At 70.7% G+C, this 19,098-nt stretch carries 18 protein-coding genes; 14 read left to right on the top strand and 4 right to left on the bottom strand.

The window, feature by feature from the left end:
* Positions 1-69: 69 nt before the first annotated feature.
* The 8 genes from rpsO to LXN57_RS38040 all read left to right on the top strand — a co-directional run bounded on the left by rpsO (position 70) and on the right by LXN57_RS38040 (position 7,512).
* Entirely contained in the window at positions 70-339 is a 270-nt protein-coding gene (gene rpsO, locus LXN57_RS38005; protein WP_221378653.1) for a 30S ribosomal protein S15, read from the top strand.
* A 191-nt stretch (positions 340-530) separates the two neighbouring features.
* Positions 531-2,858 (top strand): polyribonucleotide nucleotidyltransferase, encoded by a 2,328-nt coding sequence (locus LXN57_RS38010; protein ID WP_251803058.1) that lies wholly within the window; start codon positions 531-533, stop codon positions 2,856-2,858.
* 99 nt (positions 2,859-2,957) lie between these two features.
* Positions 2,958-4,250 carry a M16 family metallopeptidase gene (locus tag LXN57_RS38015; protein WP_251803087.1) on the top strand — a complete coding sequence of 431 codons (1,293 nt, stop codon included), beginning with the start codon at positions 2,958-2,960 and terminating at the stop codon, positions 4,248-4,250.
* 86 nt (positions 4,251-4,336) lie between these two features.
* The gene (locus LXN57_RS38020) at positions 4,337-5,230 is read left to right on the top strand and encodes a phosphatase PAP2 family protein (RefSeq protein WP_251803088.1); all 894 of its coding nucleotides are present in this window, start codon (positions 4,337-4,339) and stop codon (positions 5,228-5,230) included.
* Positions 5,231-5,239: 9 nt separating this feature from the next.
* Positions 5,240-5,998 (top strand): 4-hydroxy-tetrahydrodipicolinate reductase, encoded by a 759-nt coding sequence (gene dapB, locus LXN57_RS38025; protein WP_251803059.1) that lies wholly within the window; start codon positions 5,240-5,242, stop codon positions 5,996-5,998.
* Between the two features lie 55 nt (positions 5,999-6,053).
* Positions 6,054-6,209 (top strand): hypothetical protein, encoded by a 156-nt coding sequence (locus LXN57_RS38030; RefSeq protein ID WP_251803060.1) that lies wholly within the window; start codon positions 6,054-6,056, stop codon positions 6,207-6,209.
* Between the two features lie 11 nt (positions 6,210-6,220).
* A complete protein-coding gene (locus LXN57_RS38035; RefSeq protein ID WP_251803061.1) occupies positions 6,221-6,658 on the top strand; it encodes a hypothetical protein in 438 nt (145 codons plus the stop codon).
* A complete protein-coding gene (locus LXN57_RS38040; RefSeq protein ID WP_251803062.1) occupies positions 6,655-7,512 on the top strand; it encodes an HTTM domain-containing protein in 858 nt (285 codons plus the stop codon). The genes LXN57_RS38035 and LXN57_RS38040 overlap by 4 nt, the downstream gene beginning before the upstream one ends.
* Here LXN57_RS38040 and LXN57_RS38045 read toward each other — a convergent pair.
* Positions 7,488-7,895, bottom strand: a complete 408-nt coding sequence (locus LXN57_RS38045; protein ID WP_251803063.1) for a thiol-disulfide oxidoreductase DCC family protein — start codon at positions 7,893-7,895, stop codon at positions 7,488-7,490. The genes LXN57_RS38040 and LXN57_RS38045 overlap by 25 nt on opposite strands.
* A gap of 4 nt (positions 7,896-7,899) precedes the next feature.
* Positions 7,900-8,463: a GNAT family N-acetyltransferase gene (locus LXN57_RS38050; RefSeq protein ID WP_251803064.1), complete on the bottom strand. Its 564-nt coding sequence runs from the start codon at positions 8,461-8,463 to the stop codon at positions 7,900-7,902.
* Between the two features lie 52 nt (positions 8,464-8,515).
* Between LXN57_RS38050 and LXN57_RS38055 the strand changes: the two genes are divergently transcribed.
* The 5 genes from LXN57_RS38055 (at position 8,516) to LXN57_RS38075 (ending at position 14,791) form a co-directional block, all read left to right on the top strand.
* On the top strand, positions 8,516-9,739 hold the full coding sequence (locus tag LXN57_RS38055; RefSeq protein ID WP_251803065.1) for a winged helix-turn-helix domain-containing protein: 1,224 nt from the start codon (positions 8,516-8,518) through the stop codon (positions 9,737-9,739).
* Between the two features lie 200 nt (positions 9,740-9,939).
* Positions 9,940-10,506 (top strand): DUF2752 domain-containing protein, encoded by a 567-nt coding sequence (locus LXN57_RS38060; RefSeq protein WP_251803066.1) that lies wholly within the window; start codon positions 9,940-9,942, stop codon positions 10,504-10,506.
* Between the two features lie 26 nt (positions 10,507-10,532).
* Positions 10,533-11,426 (top strand): 4-hydroxy-tetrahydrodipicolinate synthase, encoded by an 894-nt coding sequence (dapA, locus tag LXN57_RS38065; protein ID WP_251803067.1) that lies wholly within the window; start codon positions 10,533-10,535, stop codon positions 11,424-11,426.
* A 43-nt stretch (positions 11,427-11,469) separates the two neighbouring features.
* Positions 11,470-13,158, top strand: a complete 1,689-nt coding sequence (locus tag LXN57_RS38070) for a ribonuclease J (protein WP_221378665.1) — start codon at positions 11,470-11,472, stop codon at positions 13,156-13,158.
* Positions 13,159-13,258: 100 nt separating this feature from the next.
* Positions 13,259-14,791: a S1 family peptidase gene (locus LXN57_RS38075; RefSeq protein ID WP_251803068.1), complete on the top strand. Its 1,533-nt coding sequence runs from the start codon at positions 13,259-13,261 to the stop codon at positions 14,789-14,791.
* 91 nt (positions 14,792-14,882) lie between these two features.
* Here LXN57_RS38075 and LXN57_RS38080 read toward each other — a convergent pair whose 3' ends face one another.
* Positions 14,883-15,296, bottom strand: a complete 414-nt coding sequence (locus LXN57_RS38080; protein WP_251803069.1) for a YbjN domain-containing protein — start codon at positions 15,294-15,296, stop codon at positions 14,883-14,885.
* Between the two features lie 62 nt (positions 15,297-15,358).
* On the opposite strand from LXN57_RS38080, the gene LXN57_RS38085 reads away from it, so the two are divergent.
* Positions 15,359-17,884 carry a DNA translocase FtsK 4TM domain-containing protein gene (locus LXN57_RS38085; RefSeq protein WP_251803070.1) on the top strand — a complete coding sequence of 842 codons (2,526 nt, stop codon included), beginning with the start codon at positions 15,359-15,361 and terminating at the stop codon, positions 17,882-17,884.
* Here the strand turns inward: LXN57_RS38085 and LXN57_RS38090 are convergent.
* Positions 17,832-19,052, bottom strand: coding sequence for a glycosyltransferase 87 family protein (locus tag LXN57_RS38090; RefSeq protein WP_251803071.1), 1,221 nt, complete (start codon positions 19,050-19,052; stop codon positions 17,832-17,834). The genes LXN57_RS38085 and LXN57_RS38090 overlap by 53 nt on opposite strands.
* Positions 19,053-19,098 lie beyond the last annotated feature (46 nt).

Here is a 19,098-nt window from a genome sequence, read left to right on the forward strand (position 1 = left end):
CCGCCTGCCTGCCCGACGCCGCGGGCCGCGGGGAAACCGATTCCTCGGCAACACAGAAGTACGGAGAACATGGCGCTCGATCAAGAGACCAAGACCAAGATCATCGACGAGTACAAGGCGCAGGACGGCGACACCGGGTCGCCCGAGGTGCAGGTCGCGATGCTGACCAAGCGGATCGCCGACCTCACCGAGCACCTGAAGGTGCACAAGCACGACCACCACAGCCGTCGTGGTCTGCTGCTGCTGGTCGGCCGTCGCCGCCGCCTGCTCAACTACGTGCAGAAGAAGGACATCGCGCGCTACCGGACGCTGATCGAGCGTCTCGGCCTGCGCCGCTGATTTGACGGGGGAGTGGCCGACCGGGCCGCTCCCCCGAGTTTTACCACCGGACCCGCGCGGTACGCAGTAAGCCACCGGTCCTCGGTAGTGGTTCCCAGGCCAACCTCCTGGGCACTTCGATCGAAGACCGGCAGCTGCGGAAACCGCGCTGTGTAGACCGCCGGGTCCTCGACGAAGGAGTACCGCACCACATGACAGAGCAGAACACCGCTCTCGGCACCGAATCCCGCACCGCCGTGATCGACAACGGGTCGTTCGGCACCCGCGAGATCACCTTCTCCACCGGCCGCCTGGCCAAGCAGGCCGCCGGCTCGGTCATCGTCCAGCTGGGCGAGACCGTCGTTCTCTCCGCGACCACGGCCAGCAAGCAGCCGAAGGAGCACTTCGACTTCTTCCCGCTGACCGTCGACGTCGAGGAGCGGATGTACGCCGCGGGTCGCATCCCCGGCTCGTTCTTCCGCCGTGAGGGTCGTCCCAGCGAGGACGCGATCCTCACCTGTCGCCTGATCGACCGGCCGCTGCGCCCGTCGTTCACCAAGGGCCTGCGCAACGAGGTCCAGGTCGTCGAGACCGTCCTCGCGCTCGACCCGCAGCACCCCTACGACGTGGTCGCCATGAACGGCGCCTCGATGTCGACCAAGCTGTCCGGTCTGCCGTTCAGCGGCCCGGTCGGCTCGACCCGCGTCGCGCACATCGACGGCCAGTGGGTCGCCTTCCCGACCCTCGAGGAGCTCGAGCGGGCCACCTTCGACATGGTCGTGGCCGGCCGCGTCGTCGGCGACGGCGATGTCGCGATCATGATGGTCGAGGCCGAGGCCACCCCGCAGGCGATCAAGCTGATCCAGGCCGGCGCCACCGCGCCGACCGAGGAGGTCGTGGCCAGCGGCCTGGAGGCCGCCAAGCCGGCCATCCGCGAACTCTGCCGCGCGCAGAGCGAGCTGGCCGACGTCGCCGCCAAGCCGGTCGCCGACTACCCGGTCTTCCTGGACTACCAGGATGACGTCTTCTCCGCGGTCAGCGCGGCCGTCCGGGCCGAGACCGCCGAGGCCCTCAAGATCGCTGGCAAGCAGGAGCGCGAAGAGTCCCTCGACCTGGTCAAGGCCAAGGCCCACGAGCTGCTCGACGCGCAGTTCGAGGGTCGCGAGAAGGAGATCAGCGCGGCCTTCCGCTCGGTCACCAAGTCCGAGGTCCGTCAGCGTGTGCTGCGCGAGCAGGTTCGCATCGACGGCCGCGGCCCGCGCGACATCCGCCCGCTGTCCTCCCAGGTCGGCGTGCTGCCGCGGGTGCACGGCTCGGCGCTGTTCGAGCGGGGCGAGACCCAGATCCTGGGTGTCACCACGCTGAACATGCTGCGGCTCGAGCAGACGCTGGACACGCTCGCCCCCGAGAAGTCCAAGCGCTACATGCACAACTACAACTTCCCGCCCTACTCGACCGGTGAGACCGGCCGGGTGGGCTCGCCGAAGCGCCGCGAGATCGGTCACGGGGCGCTGGCCGAGCGGGCGCTCGTGCCGGTGCTGCCGACGCGTGAGGAGTTCCCCTACGCGATCCGTCAGGTCTCCGAGGCCCTGAGCTCCAACGGCTCGACCTCGATGGGCTCGGTCTGCGCCTCGACGCTGTCGCTGCTGAGCGCCGGCGTGCCGCTGAAGGCGCCGGTCGCCGGCATCGCGATGGGCCTGATCTCGGACGAGGTCGACGGCAAGACCCAGTACGTCGCGCTGACCGACATCCTGGGCGCCGAGGACGCGTTCGGCGACATGGACTTCAAGGTCGCCGGCACCAGCGAGTTCGTCACCGCGCTGCAGCTCGACACCAAGCTCGACGGCATCCCGTCCGACGTGCTGGCCGGCGCCCTGCAGCAGGCGCACGACGCCCGCGCCACGATCCTGGGCGTGATGGAGGCCGCGATCAGCTCGCCGGCCGAGATGTCGGAGTACGCGCCGCGCGTCACGTCCGTCAAGATCCCGGTCGACAAGATCGGTATGGTCATCGGCCCCAAGGGTCAGACGATCAACGCGATCCAGGACGAGACCGGCGCCGACATCTCCATCGAGGACGACGGCACGATCTACGTCGGCGCGACCAACGGTCCGTCGGCCGAGGCCGCGGTCGAGCGGATCAACGCCATCGCCAACCCGACGCTGCCCAAGATGGGCGACAAGTTCCTCGGCACCGTGGTGAAGACGGCCGCGTTCGGCGCCTTCATCTCGCTGCTGCCCGGCCGCGACGGCCTGCTGCACATCTCCAAGGTGGGCGACGGCAAGCGGGTCGAGAAGGTCGAGGACTTCCTCAACGTCGGCGACAAGGTCGAGGTGTCCATCGCGGACATCGACGCCCGCGGCAAGATCTACCTGGACAAGGTCCGCCCCGAGGGCGAGGAGGCTCCGGCCGCCGCGCCGGCTGCCGAGGGCTCGTCCGAGGGTGGCCGTCCGCCGCGTGAGCCCCGTGGCGAGGGTGGTGGCGAGCCCCGCCGTCGCCGTCGTTCCGGTGGCGAGGGCCGCGGCGAGCGCCGCGACTAAAGAGCTGTGACAACGAGTTCGCGCGGGCCGGCCGGAAAGCCGGCCCGCGCCACTACCGGCACCCCGCATCCCACCACCACGCCGCCGCCCGCGAAGCGAATGAAGACCCAGTCCCTCCCTGACGGTGCGAAGCGCACGATCCTGCCCAGCGGACTGCGCATCGTCACCGAGTCGATCCCGACCACGCGCAGCGCCGCCCTCGGCGTCTGGGTCGGCGTCGGGTCGCGGGACGAGACGCCCGGCATGTCCGGCGCCTCGCACTTCCTCGAACACCTGCTGTTCAAGGGCACCCACAAGCGCACCGCGTTGCAGATCTCGTCCGAGATCGAGGCGGTGGGCGGCGAGACCAACGCCTTCACCACGAAGGAATACACCTGCTACTACGCGCGGGTGCTCGACGCCGACCTGCCGCTCGCGGTCGACGTGCTGTGCGACGCGGTGGCCGACTCGATCATGGAGCCGGCCGACGTCGAAACCGAGCGCGGCGTGATCCTCGAAGAGATCGCGATGCACGAGGATGAGCCCGGCGACGAGGTGCACGACGTCTTCACCGAGGCGATCTTCGGCAGTCACCCGCTGGGCCGGCTGATCTCGGGGACCGAGGAATCGATCACCCCGATGACCCGGAACCAGATCCACAGCTTCTACCGCCGGCGTTACAAGGCGCCGAACATCGTGGTGGCGGCGGCCGGCAACCTCGACCACGCCACGGTCGTCCGGCTGGTCCGCAAGGCTCTGGCCGGCACCGCGCTCGACTCCGAGCCGGCTGACCCGGCGCCGCCGCGGTCGGGCTCGAAGCGGGTGCCCACCCAGAAGCCGCACGTGGTCGTGCGCAACCGGGACACCGAGCAGGGCCACATGGTGCTGGGCGGGGTCGGCATCGGCCGCCGCGACGAGCGCCGCTTCGCGATGGGCGTGCTCAACAACGTGCTGGGCGGCGGCATGTCGAGCCGGCTCTTCCAGGAGATCCGCGAGAAGCGGGGCCTGGCCTACTCGGTCTACTCGTACGCGAGCCAGTACGCCGACGCCGGTCTGTTCGGCGTCTACGCGGGCTCCGCCCCCGGCAAGTCCGACGAGGTGCTCGACCTCGTGCGGGTGGAACTCGACCGGGTGGCGACCCACGGCATCAGCGCCGACGAGGTCGCCCGGGGCAAGGGCATGGTCAAGGGCTCGTACGTCCTGGGTCTCGAGGACACCGGGTCGCGGATGAGCCGCCTGGCCAAGTCCGAGCTGCTCTACGGCGAGCTCATGGGGGTCGACGACCTGCTGGCCCGGGTCGACGCGGTCACCACCGACGAGGTGAACGAGGCGGCGGCCGGTCTGCTGACCCAGCCGATGTCGCTCGCCGTGGTCGGACCCTTCGACGAGAACGCGTTCGGAGCGCACCGCTAACCTTGGACCCCGTGACGACGCGGGAGACCCCACCGCCGCCCACCCCCGCCGTGACGCCGGAGCAGCGCAAGCGCCGGATCATCGGCATGACGGTGTGGGCGGCGGCCTTCGTGGTGTTCGTGTGGCTGGTCGGCGTGCCGACCAGCGACCCACTCACCGCCTTCGGCTGGCTGTGGCTGGCCACCATCGCCTGGCGCAACTATCTGCCCTGGCGGGAACACCTGCTCTTCGTGCGCGACTGGGGCCCGGTCGTGCTGTTGCTGGTCTTCTACAACGTCTCGCGCGGGGCCGCCGACAAGCTCTTCGAGCCGCACGTCTTTCCCCTGATCGACGCCGACGTGGCCATGTTCGGGTGGCTCACCGACGGTCAGATTCCCACCGTCTGGCTGCAGGAGCACCTGTACGACCCCCAGCACGTCCCCTGGTGGGAGGTGGTCACCACCGTGGTGTACATCTCGCACTTCCTCACCGTGCCGACGGTGGCCGTAGTGCTCTGGGTCCGCAACCGCGGCGTGTCCTACCGGTTCATCCGCCGCTGGATCACGCTCAGCATGGCCGGCCTGATCACGTACTTCCTCTACCCGGCGGCGCCGCCGTGGTGGGCCTCCCTGTACGGCTTCCTGCCCGACCACGTCGCGCGGTTCTCGTCGCGCGGCCTCGACGTCATCGGCCTGCACGGCGCCGGCAACACCTTGAACGCGCTGCAGGTGCACCAGTCCAACCCGGTGGCCGCCATGCCGTCCCTGCACACCGCGTACGCGATGATGGCCGTCGCCTTCTTCCTGCCGATGGTCCGCCGGCGGTGGTGGCCGCTGCTGCTCGCGTATCCGCTCGCCATGACGTTCACGCTGGTCTACACGGGCGAGCACTACGTGATCGACGTGTTCGTCGGCTGGCTGTACGTCGGTGCGGTGTTCGCGGCGGTGGGCTTCGCCGAACGCTGGTGGGCCCGGCGGACGTCGGCGCGCCCGGCGGACTAAATTATCCGTGTGACGAACCAGGCAGACCCGATCCGCGTCGGCGTTCTCGGAGCCAGGGGCCGCATGGGCCTCGAGGTGTGCAAGGCGGTCGACGCCGCCGATGACATGGAACTGGTCGCGATGCTCGACCAGGGCGACGAGTTGTTCAAGGCCTCCGACGCCGGCGCCCAGGTGTTCGTCGACTTCACGACGCCCGACGTGGTGATGGACAACCTGCACTGGGCGGTCGAGCAGGGCATCAGCATGGTCGTCGGTACGACCGGCTTCACCGCGCAACGGCTCGGCCAGGTCCGCGAGTGGGTGACCGCCCAGCCCGGGGTCGGGGTGCTGGTCGCGCCCAACTTCGGCCTCGGCGCGGTGCTGATGATGGAGTTCGCGGCCCGCGCGGCGCGCTACTTCGACTCGGTCGAGATCATCGAGCAGCACCACCCGCGCAAGCTGGACGCCCCGAGCGGCACGTCGACCCACACGGCCCGGCTGATCGCCCAGGCCCGGGCCGAGGCAGGTCTCGGCCCGATGCCCGACGCCACCAAGGACGAGGTCGACGGCGCGCGCGGCGCCGACATCGACGGCGTACGCATCCACTCGGTGCGCGCCGCGGGCCTGGTCGCCCATCAGGAGGTGCTGTTCGGCTCGCTCGGCGAGACGCTCACCATCCGTCACGATTCGCTCGACCGGGTGTCGTTCATGCCCGGCGTGCTGCTCGGCGTCCGCAAGATCCTCCACCGCCCCGGCCTGACCGTAGGGCTGGACAGCTTCCTGGATTGATGGCATCGCCTCCGCTCGGCGGCATTCGCCCCTGAGCGGCCGACTGCCGCGAGGGTTGGCCGACCTGGTCAGCGGCTCGCTGGCGGCGGGCACGCAGTATCCGCTGAAGCTGGGCGCGGCGCTGCTCGCCACGATCCCGGTCGCGATCATCTTCGTGATCTTCCAGCGCTATTTCGTACGCGACGCGGCCGCGGGTGCGGACAAGGGCTAGATTGTCCGGCTGTGGACCAGCTATCCGTGCGCGGCCGCCGGGTCCGGGCGGTCGCCACCCTGATCGCCGGGGTGCTGCTGCTCGCCGGCACCCTGTGGGGCACCGACGACGACTTCCCGTTCGGGCCGTTCCGCATGTATTCGACGGCGCCCGACCCGAACGGGGCCGCCCGCGACACCCGCGTCGAGGGCGTCGACGCCGACGGCCGCACGGTGGCGATCACCGAGGGCAACAGCGGCATCCGGCGGGCCGAGATCGAGGGCCAGCAGCAGGCGTACGTCGATGACCCGGCCCGCCTGGGCCGCGTCGCCACGGCGTACGAGGAACACTCGCCCGGCGCCGCGCCGCTGCGCACGGTCCGCATCGTGGTGCGCTGGCACGGCATCGAGCATGCCCGGCCCACCGGCAAGTCGTGGGACGAGGTCGTCGCCGAATGGACGCGCCCATGAAGTGGCTGTTCGCCCCGGTGCCGCTCGGGCGGATCGCCGCCTTCCGCACCCTGGTCTACGTCTTCGTCGCCCTCGACCTGACGGTCTTCACGCCCTGGGTGCGTTCGCACGCCGACACCCCCGGCGACCTCTACGAGCCGCTGCTCGTCGGCCGCGTCCTGCCCCTGCCCACGCCGACCCATCTGCTGGTCTGGGCGGTGTTCTGGGCGCTGATCGTGCTCTCCCTGGCCGCCGCCACCGGCCGCGCGCCGCGCATCCTGGGCTGGGTGGTCTTCGCGCTCTACTTCGAGTGGATGATCATCGCGATGAGCTACGGCAAGGTCGACCACGACCGGGTCGGCCTGCTCGTGGCGCTGGCCGTCCTGCCCACGATCGGCCGGGCCCGGTTCGGCGACAGGACGCTCTCCGAGGCGGCCGGGTGGGCGCTCCGGGTCACCCAGATCGCCGTCGTGTGCACGTACTTCCTGGCCGCCTGGGCCAAGCTGCGGTTCGGCGGCATCGACTGGCTGACCAGCGCCGTGCTGGCCCAGGCGATCATCCGCCGGGGCACCTGGCTGGCCGACCACATCGCCGTCGTGCCCGGCCTGCTGATCGCGGCCCAGGTCGGCATCATCCTGTTCGAGCTGCTCAGCCCGCTGATCTTCGTGGTCCCGCAGCGCTTCCGGTGGATCGGCGTGGCGTTCTTCTACTCGTTCCACCTGGTGACGTTCTCAATGATCACCATCTCGTTCGCCCCGCACCTGGTGGCCCTGGCGAGCTTCCTGGCGATCGAACGGGTGCGCCCGATCGAATGGGTGCGGCGCCGGCTCGGCCGCACCCCGGCAGTGGATCAGGCGCCGGATCCGGTGCCGTAGAGCAGGTCGCGCTGGGCCTGGGGGAGCGAGCAGGCCGCGGTGCCGCCCGGCAACAGGTGACGGTGTTCGGCCACCCAGCGGTAGGCCGGCCAGGCGGCCAGCCGCACCGGGCCGAACTGCAGCGCGCCCCCCGCGATCTGCCAGAAGCGGCCGGCGTCGTGGAGCAGCAGGGCGATCGCGTCGGGGCCGGACGCCGTCGAACCGTCGGCGCCGACCCACTGCACCGCCTCCTCGCACTGATCGACCGTCAGACCCAGCGCGTCGAGGTCGGCGAACTGCCACGGGATCACCCGGGCGTGGGTCGGGATGCGCTTCTCGATGAACTCGGCGCACGAACTGCAGAACGAGCAGTCGCCGTCGTAGACGAAGGTCGGCGTGGGCATGGATCTATTCTGCGTCGAGCGCGACGTGCAGCCGCAGCTGGGGGACGAGCATGTCGTCCACATCGAGGGCCCGTCCCGCGCCGTCCGGCTCCCAGCCCGCCGAGGCCAGGAACTTCTGCATCACCTTGTCCTGCTCGTAGGCCCAGGCCACCGCGTGGGTGAAGCCGTCCTCACGCCAGTGGGCGACCGCGGCCGACAACAACCGGCTGCCGTGCCCGCGCCGGCCCCAGCGGGGCTCGACCAGCAGGTCGGTCACCGCGGCGACCGTCTCCGGCAGGGCCGGCTCCTCGGGCGCCAGCGCCTGCTCGTCGGCCGGGCCCGCCGCCGCGAAGCCGATCACCTGAGTCTCCGATTCGCTCTGTTCGACCGCGATCAGCACCCGATGCCTCGCGGTGGGCGGCTGCTCGATCGCCGCGGACCAGCCCCGGGCCAGGTAGGCCTCGTCGAGGTTGGCCAGCACGTGCGGCGGGAACATGCGCCGGTAGGCCGAGCGCCACGTGGTCAGCTGGATGCGGGCGATCTCGGTGGCGTCGCCGGGACGCGCGGGACGGACGAAGCCGATTGCCATGCCGGGAGCCTACAGAGCTGAATGTCGTACCCCTGCTCTACCGTCCTTCTCGATGGCACTCCCTGATTCGCTCTCCGTCGCGCAGGCCCGCCGCGTCACGCTGGCCGCGCAGGGCTTCGCCGACCCCCGGCCCGGCGGCGCGACCGACCTGCGCCACCTGCGGCGGGTGCTGCGCCGCGTCCACCTGATCCAGATGGATTCGGTCAACGTGCTCCAGCGGGCCCACTTCATGCCGCTCTACAGCCGCCTCGGGCCCTATCCGGTCGAGCTGCTCGAGCGAGCGGCCTACCGCCGGCCCCGCGACCTGTTCGAGTTCTGGGGTCACGAGGCGTCGCTGATCACCACCGACCTCCAGCCGCTGTTCCGCTGGCGCATGGCCCGCGCGGGCGAGCTGGCCTGGGGCAACATGCGCCGGGTCGTGCAGGAACAGCCCGAGTTGGTCGCACGGGTGCTGGCCGTCGTGCGCGAGCGCGGTCCGATCACCGCGGCCGAGATCGAGCACGACGAGCCCCGCCGCAGCGACCACTGGGGCTGGAACTGGTCGTCGGTCAAGCAGGCCCTCGAGTGGCTGTTCTACTCCGGTGAGATCACCGCGGCCGAGCGCACCACGTCGTTCGCCCGCCGCTACGACCTGCCCGAGCGGGTGCTGCCCGCGGCCGTGCTCAACGCGCCCACCCCGGCCGAGCCCGACGCCCTCCGCGCCCTGGTCGAGCTGTCGGCTCGGGCGCTGGGTGTCGCCGCCGAGCCCGAGCTGCGCGACTACTTCCGCCTCCCGGTCGACGGGTTCAAGCGGGCCGTGGCCGAGCTGGTCGACGATCAGGTGCTGCGCCCGGTCACCGTCCCCGGCTGGAAGCAGCCGACCTACCTGCACCACGAGGCGAGGCTGCCGCGCTGGGTGCGGGCGGCCACGCTGGTCAGCCCGTTCGACCCGCTGATCTGGGAACGCGGCCGCACCGAGCGGCTGTTCGGCATGAACTACCGCATCGAGATCTACGTGCCCGCCGCCCAGCGCCTCTACGGCTACTACGTGCTGCCCTTCCTGCTGGGCGACCAGCTCGTGGCCCGGGTCGACCTCAAGGCCGACCGCAAGACCGGCGAGCTGCTCGTGCCCGCGGCCTGGCTCGAGCCCGGCGCCGACCAGGACGAGACGGCGGCGGCTCTCGCCCTCGAACTGCATCGGCTGGCCGGTTGGCTCGGCCTCGACCGCGTCGCCACCCCCGGACGCGGCGACTTCGCCGGCCCGTTGACGGCCGCCCTCAAAGCGCTGTCCCTGTAAGGCGCTGTCCCGGTGAGGCGTTGTCCCTGTGAGGCGTCACCACGGTGCTGCCACTGGTCTCCGGCCGAGTGCCGCGCGAAGCGCTGCCTGCTGCCCGCGGATTGCGCGGGGACGCGGCGCGAGCAGGCGCGGGCGACGGCCGCACCAAGAAGTGATCTTGAATGATCGAACAGCGGCGACGCGGGTGTACCGTGGCGCCCATGAGCGCCACCACGACCTCGGACGCCGCCCGCACGTGGCTGGACGATCAGCCCGTCCAGGGTCCGCCGGTGCCGCCGGAATGGCTGGCCTACTACGCCCAGCAGCAGGCCGCCCACGAGCCCGACCGGGTCACCCGCTTCGTCCAGCGGGTCTGGACGAAATCGCCGATCTGGGCCGCCCCGCTCGCCCTGCTGGTCTGCATGGGCGGCGCCGTCGGCTACACGATGGTGACCCACCCGGCCGAGGCCGGCGCCGGTGAAGCCCCCACCTGCCTGCTGAAATACACCACCGGCTTCGTCTGCCCGGGCTGCGGCGGCACCCGCGCGGCCTGGTACCTGCTGCACGGCGACCTGCCGGCCGCGGCCCGCCACCACGCGATCTTCGTCTTCGCCGTTCCGTTCCTGCTCTATCTGTACGTGGCCTGGGCCGGCAAGCGCCTCTTCAAGTGGAACCTGCCCCAGCTGAACCTGAGCCCGGCCGTCCTGATCACCTTCGTCGCTGTGTGGGCGGTCTGGAGCGTGGCCCGCAACCTGCCCTGGGACCCGTTCACCGCGCTCTACGTCTGAGCGGGCCGTCCGATAGGTTGGGGGGTATGACGCACGACCCGCGACCCTTCGGACGGTTGCTGACCGCCATGGTCACCCCGTTCGCGCCGGACGGCTCCCTCGACGTCGAGGGCGCGGCGAAGCTGGCCACCTACCTCGTCGACGAGCAGCGCAACGACGCGCTCGTCGTCAGCGGCACCACCGGCGAGTCGCCGACCACCACCGACGCCGAGAAAGAGACCCTGCTCCGCGCCGTGATCGACGCGGTGGGCGACCGGGCCCGGATCGTCGCGGGTGTGGGCACCAACAACACCGCTCACACGATCGAGCTGGCCCACGCCGCGGAAAAGGCTGGCGCCCACGGCCTGCTGGTCGTGACCCCGTATTACAACAAGCCACCGCAGGCCGGTGTGGCCAGGCACTTCCTCACTGTGGCGGACGCGGTCGGCCTGCCGGTGATGGTCTACGACATCCCGCACCGCGCCGGCACGGCGATAGCCACCGAGACCATGTGCCGCATCGCCGAACACGACCGCATCGTCGCCGTCAAGGACGCCAAGGGCGACCTGATCGCCAGCTCGTGGGTGCTCAGCCGCACGGGCCTGGCCTACTACTCGGGCGACGACGCGGCGACCCTGCCGCTGCTGTCGATCGGCGGGGTGGGCCTGGTCGGCACCTCCACCCATTTCACCGGCGTCCTGGCCAAAGACATGATCGAGGCGTTCGAGCGCGGCGACAACGCCGCCGCTCTCGCCCTGCACCGGCGGGCTATGCCGCTGTTCACCGGCATCTTCCGGGTTCCGGGCACCATGCTGGTCAAGGCGGGCCTCGACGCTCAGGGTCGCCCGGCCGGCCCGGTCCGCTCGCCGCTGGTCGACGCGACCGAGGCCGAGCTCGACCAACTGCGCCAGGACGCCGCCGCAGCCGGCATCGCCCTGTGACGGGCACCGCCGCACAAAATGAGGAAAGACAGACAAATCTGATATGAGTCAAGCTCACGCGGACCTCGAACCGCCGCCCCCGCTGCCCGAGGGCGCCCTGCGCGTCATTCCGATGGGTGGCCTCGGGGCCATCGGCCGCAACATGACGGTCCTGGAGTTCGACGGCAAGCTGCTGATCATCGACTGCGGGGTGCTGTTCCCCGACGTGGAACAGCCCGGCGTCGATCTGATCCTGCCCGACTTCACGCCGATCCTCGACCGGCTCGACGACGTCCAGGCGATCGTGCTCACGCACGGCCACGAGGACCACATCGGCGCCGTCCCCTACCTGCTGGCCCACAAGGCCGACATCCCGCTGGTGGGCTCGGAGTTCACGCTGGCGCTGGTCGAGGCCAAGCTGGCCGAGCGCCGCCTCGACCCGTACACGCTGACCGTGCGCGAGGGCCAGACGGAGCAGCTCGGGCCGTTCGGCTGCGAGTTCTTCGCGGTCAACCACTCGATCCCCGACGCGCTGGCCGTCGCCGTGCGCACCCCGGCCGGCCTCATCCTGCACACCGGCGACTTCAAGATGGACCAGGTGCCGCTGGACGGCCGGATCACCGACCTGGCCGGGTTCGCGCGGCTCGGCGCCGAGGGCGTCGACCTGCTGCTCTCCGACTCGACGAACGCCGAGGTGCCCGGTTTCGTCACGCCCGAGCGCGACATCGGCCCGGTGCTGAGCTCGATCTTCGGCAAGGCGCGGGGCCGCATCATCGTGGCCAGCTTCGCCTCCCATGTGCACCGAGTGCAGCAGGTCATGGACGCGGCCTGGGAGTACGAGCGCAAGGTGGCCCTCATCGGCCGCTCGATGGTCCGCAACATGGGCATCGCCCGCGACCTCGGCCTGCTCAACATCCCGGACGGGCTGCTGGTCAGCCTGGACGAGGCGACCAGGCTGCCGGGTGACGAGATCGTCTTCATGTCGACCGGCTCGCAGGGTGAGCCGATGAGCGCGCTCGGCCGCATGGCCAACGGCGACCACCGGCACATCACGATCGAGCCGGGCGACACCGTCGTGCTCGCCAGTTCCCTCGTGCCGGGCAACGAGACCTCGGTCTATCGGGTGATCAACCGGCTGTCCCGGGCCGGCGCCACCGTGGTGCACAAAGAGACGGCCAAGGTGCACGTCTCGGGTCACGCCCCGGCCGGCGAGCTGCGCTACCTGCTCAACGTGGTGCGTCCCAGCAACCTCATGCCGGTGCACGGCGAGTGGCGCCACCTGCGCGCTCACGCCCAGCTCGGTGTCGAGACCGGCGTCGCGCCCGACCGGGTCGTGCTGTGCGAGGACGGCGACGTCGTCGACCTGGTCGAGGGGCACGCCCGCCACGTCGGCCGGGTGCAGAACCGCTACGTCTACGTCGACGGGCTCGCGGTCGGCGACGTCAGCGAGTCGCTGCTGACCGAGCGGCGCATCCTCGGCGACGGCGGCTTCATCTCGGCCACCGTGGTGATCGACTCGGTGACGGGCAAGGTCGTCGGCGAGCCGAACATCTCGGCCAAGGGCTTCTCGGAGGACCCCGACGCGTTCAACCCGGTGATTCCGTTGCTGACCGCCGCGCTGCACCGCTCGGCCGAGGACGGCATCACCGACACCCACCAGTTGCAGCAGGTCGTGCGGCGTACGGTGGGCCGCTGGGTCAACGACGCGTACCGCCGCCGGCCCATGATTGTGCCGACCGTCGTCGAGGTCTGAGCGAAATAGAAGCGGCCATTTAAACCTTTCGCTGGTTCTCCCCGTACTTCTGGGCACGGTGCCGCCCCCACGGCACCCGTGTCGAGGGGAGTACCGAAAGATGCAGCGCAGACGGATCGCCGTGGCGGCGGCGGTCGTGGCGGCGGCGGGTGCGGCGGTGGCGTTCACCCTGCCTTCCATGGCCGGCACCACGCCGTCGAGCACGACTGCCAAGCCCAAGGCCGGTGGCGTTTCGCCGCAGATCCTGGCGGCAATGAAGCGCGACCTCGGGCTGGACGGCGATCAGGCCACGGCCCGGTTGCAGCGGGCGAAGTGGGCCAGCGCCGTGAGCGCCCGGCTGTCCGCACAGACCGGCGCCGACTTCGGTGGCGCCTGGCTGGCCACCGACGGCAACACCCTCAAGATCGCCGTGACCGACCCCGCCGCCGAGAAGGCGGTCCGGGCCGCGGGCGCCGAGCCGGTGCTGGTCGAGCGCAGTGAGCAGGCGTTGGTGACGGCCAAGGAGAAGGTGGACGCGGTCCGCTCCGAGGCGTCCGGTGTCAGCGGCTGGTACGTCGACGTCAAGACCAACAAGCTGGTCGTGGTGGCCAAGCCGGGCAAGGTGTCGACGGCCAAGAGGCTGGCTCGCACGGCCGGCGTGGCCGGTGACGCCGTGTCGGTCGTCACCAGTTCGGCCACTCCCAAGCCGCTGTTCGACGTGCGCGGCGCCGACCCGTACTTCATCCGGGTCGACGGCGGCACGGCGCGCTGCTCGATCGGGTTCTCGGTCGAGGGCGGTTTCGTCACGGCCGGGCACTGCGGCGGCGTCGGCGCGACCACGACCGGCTTCAACCAGCAGGCCCAGGGCACCGTACGCGCGTCGACCTTCCCGGGCGACGCCGACATGGGCTTCGTCGAGGTCAACGGCGAATGGGACCCGCGCCCGGTGGTCAACGACTTCGAGGGCAACGAGCTTCCGGTGGCCGGCAACACCGAGGCGCCCGTGGGCGCGGCGGTCTGCCGTTCCGGCTCCACCACCGGCACCTTCTGCGGCACGATCCTGGCCAAGAACCAGACGGTGGTCTACCCCGAGGGCCCGGTCACCGGTCTGACCCGCACCGATGTCTGCGCCGAGGGTGGCGACTCGGGTGGTCCGTGGCTCAGCGGCGACCAGGCCCAGGGCCTCACCTCGGGCGGCTCGGGCGACTGCACGGTCGGCGGCGAGACGTTCTTCCAGCCGGTCAACGAGATCCTCGCGGCCGAGGACCTGACGCTGGTGACCAGCGGTGGCGGCGCGGCCCAGCCGCCGGCCGAGGACGCACAGCCCCCGGCCGAGTCGGCCGGCGCCTGCGCCGACCAGGCCGTGCAGCGTGACGGCACCCTGCCCCGCGCCCGCACCGCCCAGGCCCAGCCCGACGGCGCCGCGTTCCGGTCGAACGCCGGCGTCCAGACCGCGTGCCTCACCGCCGCCGAGGGGGCCGACTTCGACCTCTTCCTGCAGCGGCTCACCGACCGCGGTTTCCGCACGGTCGCCAGCGACACCGGCGCCGGCGACAAGGAGCTGACCTTCAACGGCCGCTCCGGCACCTACCGGTACGTCGTCGTCGCCACCTCCGGCGCCGGCGCGTACAACCTGGGGTTCAGCACCCCCTGACGCGCCCCGCCACCATCCCTGCCTCGGTGGCGACAGCGCATCTGACGATGCCGGGGAGCTCATGGCTCCCCGGCATCGTCGCGTCTGCGTCTCAACCGAGCTGGCGCAGTTCCAGCACCTCGTTGGACAGCTGGACGCTGGTCGCGATCGCGGCGATCATCACCTGGTCGAGCTGCTCGGGCGTGACGCCCCGCTCCCAGTCGGCGATGACCTCGCCCACCACGAGCACCGTCCCGTCGTCGTTGACGTGGACGTACGCCTTGGGAAAGAGCTGGTCGTGGTTCCACGAGTTGCAGAACTCGTAGAGCCGGGCGACGTCGTCCATCCCGAACATGTGTTGCACCATCGTGCGCACCTGGAGCACTTCCTGCTGCTGCCCGATGCGGAAGAAGTAGATGAGGTTGCCCTGGAAGTTGCCGCCGATGTCCCCCTCGGCGTCCTCGAAGTACTTGAAGTCGCGCGCGTCGAGCGCGTCGGTGATCATTTCCTTGGTGAAGGCCTGCACCCGCCGATAGTAGGTCGGTGCGCCTACCGGATTCATGAGCATCGCGGCGTTACGGTGTGACCATGGCGGGCCGCACCTCTCCGGCGAGCCGGGGCCGCGCCGCGTCCACGACGCGCGGCGCCGCTACCAACCGTGCCCGTCAACCGGCACGCCAGCCCGCCCGCAAGACTCCGCCGCGCAAAGCGACGCGACCCCGCTCGGCGGCCCGTGCGCGGCCTTCCATGGGTTCGGCGGTGGCTACCGGCGTCGGCCGCGGTCTGGGCGCACTGTGGATGGGCCTGGCCCACAGCGTCGGCTGGGCTGCCCGCGGCGTCGGCCGGCAGGCCGCCACAGCCAAAGAGATCGATCCCGAACACCGCCGCGACGGCGCCGGTCTGCTGCTGCTCGGCCTGGCCATCCTGGTCGGGGTGGCGGTGTGGTTCGGCAGCGCCGGGCCGGTCGGCAAGTGGCTGGCCGACTCGACCCACCTGTTCCTCGGCGGCCTCGCCGTGCTGCTCCCGCTGCTGCTGCTCTACGGCGCCGTACGCCTGATGCGCAAGCCGGCCGACCCGGAGCACCGCGGTCGCACGCTGGTCGGCTGGACGGCGATCGTCATCGCCACCGCCGCGCTGCTGCACGTCTCGCAGCGCCCCGACGACGGCGCCGCGATGGAGAGGGCGGGCGGCCTGCTCGGGTACGCCTTCGGCGCGCTGCTCGAGCGGGCGGTGACAGCCTGGGTGGCGGTGCCGCTGCTGGTGCTCCTCTTCGTCTTCGGCTTCCTGGTGATCACGGCCACGCCGATCAACAAGATCCCCGAGCGGGTGCTGCTGCTGGTCGACGTGTTGCTCGGCCGGTCGACCGAGCGCGCCCCGCTGCCCACCCCCGAGCTGCCCGAGGACGACGAGGACGCCGAGGAGCCGGTCAAGAAGCGCCGCCCGTCGCGTCGCCGGCAGGGCTCGCTGGCCGACATCGGCCTGGCCCCCGACGAGCCGGCCGCCGACGAGGACGACTTCCTCGTGCACGACACGGTGGCCGTGCCCAAGGTGCCGGCCAGCCGCAAGAAGCCGACGCCGGCCCCGCCCGACCACTCGGAGCCGCTGCCCACCCGGGCCGAGCAGCTCGAGATCAGCTCGGTGCCGGGCGACTACCGCCTGCCGCCGCCCTCGCTGCTCGGCCAGGGCTCGCCGCCGAAGTCGCGCAGCCGGGCCAACGACGAGATCATGGCCGCCCTGTCCGGGGTGTTCGACCAGTTCAACGTCGACGCCGAGGTCACCGGCTTCACCCGCGGGCCGACGGTCACCCGCTACGAGGTCGAGATCGGTCCCGGCACCAAGGTCGAGCGCATCACCCAGCTGTCGCGCAACATCGCGTACGCGGTGAAGTCGCCCGACGTCCGCATCCTGAGCCCGATCCCGGGCAAGAGCGCGGTCGGCGTCGAGATCCCCAACACCGACCCCGAGAACGTCGCGCTGGGCGACGTGCTGCGCTCGCGGGCCTCCACCGCCGACCACCACCCGATGCTGGTCGCGCTGGGCAAGGACATCGAGGGCGGCTTCGTGGTGGCCAACCTGGCCAAGATGCCGCACATCCTGATCGCCGGCGCGACCGGCGCCGGCAAGAGCTCGTGCCTGAACTCGCTGCTGGTGTCGCTGCTGACCCGGGCCACCCCCGACGAGGTCCGCCTGCTGCTGGTCGACCCCAAGCGGGTCGAGATGACCGCGTACGAGGGAATCCCGCACCTCGTCACGCCGATCATCACGAATCCGAAGAAGGCCGCCGACGCGCTCGAGTGGGTCGTCCGCGAGATGGACATGCGCTACGACGACCTCGCGGCCAACGGCGTGCGCCACCTCGACGACTTCAACCGCAAGGTCCGCAGCGGCGAGATCACCGCGCCGCCCGGCAGCGAGCGCGTCATGAAGCCGTACCCGTACCTGCTGGTCATCATCGACGAGCTGGCCGACCTGATGATGGTGGCGCCGCGCGACGTGGAGGACTCGGTCGTCCGCATCACCCAGCTGGCCCGGGCCGCCGGCATCCACCTGGTGCTGGCCACCCAGCGCCCCTCGGTCGACGTGGTGACCGGCCTGATCAAGGCGAACGTGCCGTCCCGGCTCGCCTTCGCGACCTCCTCGCTGGCCGACAGCCGGGTCATCCTCGACCAGCCGGGCGCCGAGAAGCTGCTCGGCCGCGGTGACGGGCTGTTCCTGCCGATGGGCGCCTCGAAGCCGGTGCGCATCCAGGGCGCCTGGGTCGACGAGAAAGAGATCGCGGCGGTCGTCAAGTTCTGCAAGGACCAGCGCGAGCCGGAGTTCCGCGAGGACGTCACCGAGGTCCCGCAGAGCAAGAAGAAGCAGATCGACGAGGAGGTCGGCGACGACCTCGAGGTGCTGATCCAGGCCATCGAGCTGGTCGTGACCAGTCAGTTCGGCTCGACGTCGATGCTCCAGCGCAAGCTGCGGGTGGGCTTCGCCAAGGCGGGCCGCCTGATGGACCTGATGGAGACCCGCGGCATCGTCGGCCCGTCCGAGGGCAGCAAGGCCCGCGACGTGCTGGTCAAGCCCGACGAACTGGAAGAGGCGCTGTCGTCTCTCCGAGTGGACGAGTGAGCCACTCCAGCTCTTCCTCCAGCGGGTCTTTTCGGAAGGCATCCCGCAGCAACTGGTGGGCGACGATGATCAGGGCGGCCAGCATCAGCAGGGCGGCGATGGTGGGTAGCACGGCGACGACGCGGCCGAACAGGTACGGCTGGTAGCTGAGGAGCGAGGCCGCCTGGACCAGCAGCGGGACGTACCAGAGGCGCGGGCGGAACATCACCAGCACGACGGTGAGCACGTCGGCCAGGAAGAAGTAGCGCTCGTGCATGCCGGGCAGCAGGAATGGCATGAGAATCGAGAACAGCGCGGCCGCCAGCACGATCCGCTCCCGGGTCAGCTCGACCGCCCGCGCGATCAGCACGTAGATCACCGCGATCACGACCGCCGCCGCGAACAGGTAGCCGAGGGTGCGCAGTGTGTCCTCGCGGGGGCCACCGGGCATCAGGGCGAACACGTTGGGGGCGCGCAGGCTCAGCTCGGGCACGTTCACGGCCTGCCGATTCATGCTGTAGATCGTCAGCAGCTCGATCGGGTCGCGGCCGAACACGATCGCGGGAATGTCGAGCGCCAGATAGGCGGCGGGCGCGGCCAGCAACGTACGCCAGGGAATCTTGCCGCCCAGGGCGAGGAGCAGCAGAAGCGGCAGGATGAAGATTCCCTGCGGCTTCATGGCGACCGCGACGCCGCACAGCGCGACACCCCACCAGGGTTTGTCCCGCAGCAGGAAATAGAGCCCGCCCAGGGCCGGCGCGGCCCACATCGCGTCGATCTGGCCCCAGAACGAGGCGTTCAGCACAACGGTCGGCAACAGCACCACGATCAGCGCCGTGGCCGTCGCGATGCGGCTGCCCGGCCACCGCAGCGCGACGATCCGGTAGGCGAAGAAGGCCAGCACGACGTCGAAGACGACCCAGATCGCCTTGATCTTGAGGATGAGCGGCCCGGGCAGCAGGTGAGAGAACGCCAGGAGGTAGAGGAACGGCGCGTTGTAGTTGCCGACGTCGGCGCCGAGGCTGCGCCAACCGCCGATCCGCCCGAGCTGGTGGTACCACGAGAAGAAGATGCTCATGTCGGTGGTCTTCTCGCGGAAGCCCACCCAGCGCACGAGGATCGCGATCACGACCAGCGCGGCGATGAGCAGGGCTTCGGCATGCGGCGTGGGCTTCTTCAGAGTCTGCATGGCGCCCAGGGATACGGGCCGGACAGCCCGGCGGATCAGTGCGCGG

Source organism: Paractinoplanes hotanensis, assembly GCF_023717965.1.
Taxonomy (GTDB): Bacteria; Actinomycetota; Actinomycetes; order Mycobacteriales; family Micromonosporaceae; genus Actinoplanes; species Actinoplanes polyasparticus.

Excerpts from the sequence above, each read along its gene's own strand:
- LXN57_RS38040 (WP_251803062.1), top strand. The coding sequence starts at position 6,655 with ATGAAGTGGCTGTTCGCCCCGGTGCCGCTCGGGCGGATCGCCGCCTTC.
- LXN57_RS38015 (WP_251803087.1), top strand. The coding sequence starts at position 2,958 with ATGAAGACCCAGTCCCTCCCTGACGGTGCGAAGCGCACGATCCTGCCC.
- LXN57_RS38020 (WP_251803088.1), top strand. The coding sequence starts at position 4,337 with ATGACGGTGTGGGCGGCGGCCTTCGTGGTGTTCGTGTGGCTGGTCGGC.
- LXN57_RS38090 (WP_251803071.1), bottom strand. The coding sequence starts at position 19,052 with ATGCAGACTCTGAAGAAGCCCACGCCGCATGCCGAAGCCCTGCTCATC.
- LXN57_RS38075 (WP_251803068.1), top strand. The coding sequence starts at position 13,259 with ATGCAGCGCAGACGGATCGCCGTGGCGGCGGCGGTCGTGGCGGCGGCG.
- LXN57_RS38070 (WP_221378665.1), top strand. The coding sequence starts at position 11,470 with ATGAGTCAAGCTCACGCGGACCTCGAACCGCCGCCCCCGCTGCCCGAG.
- LXN57_RS38045 (WP_251803063.1), bottom strand. The coding sequence starts at position 7,895 with ATGCCCACGCCGACCTTCGTCTACGACGGCGACTGCTCGTTCTGCAGT.
- rpsO (WP_221378653.1), top strand. The coding sequence starts at position 70 with ATGGCGCTCGATCAAGAGACCAAGACCAAGATCATCGACGAGTACAAG.
- LXN57_RS38055 (WP_251803065.1), top strand. The coding sequence starts at position 8,516 with ATGGCACTCCCTGATTCGCTCTCCGTCGCGCAGGCCCGCCGCGTCACG.
- LXN57_RS38060 (WP_251803066.1), top strand. The coding sequence starts at position 9,940 with ATGAGCGCCACCACGACCTCGGACGCCGCCCGCACGTGGCTGGACGAT.
- dapA (WP_251803067.1), top strand. The coding sequence starts at position 10,533 with ATGACGCACGACCCGCGACCCTTCGGACGGTTGCTGACCGCCATGGTC.
- LXN57_RS38050 (WP_251803064.1), bottom strand. The coding sequence starts at position 8,463 with ATGGCAATCGGCTTCGTCCGTCCCGCGCGTCCCGGCGACGCCACCGAG.
- LXN57_RS38010 (WP_251803058.1), top strand. The coding sequence starts at position 531 with ATGACAGAGCAGAACACCGCTCTCGGCACCGAATCCCGCACCGCCGTG.
- LXN57_RS38085 (WP_251803070.1), top strand. The coding sequence starts at position 15,359 with ATGGCGGGCCGCACCTCTCCGGCGAGCCGGGGCCGCGCCGCGTCCACG.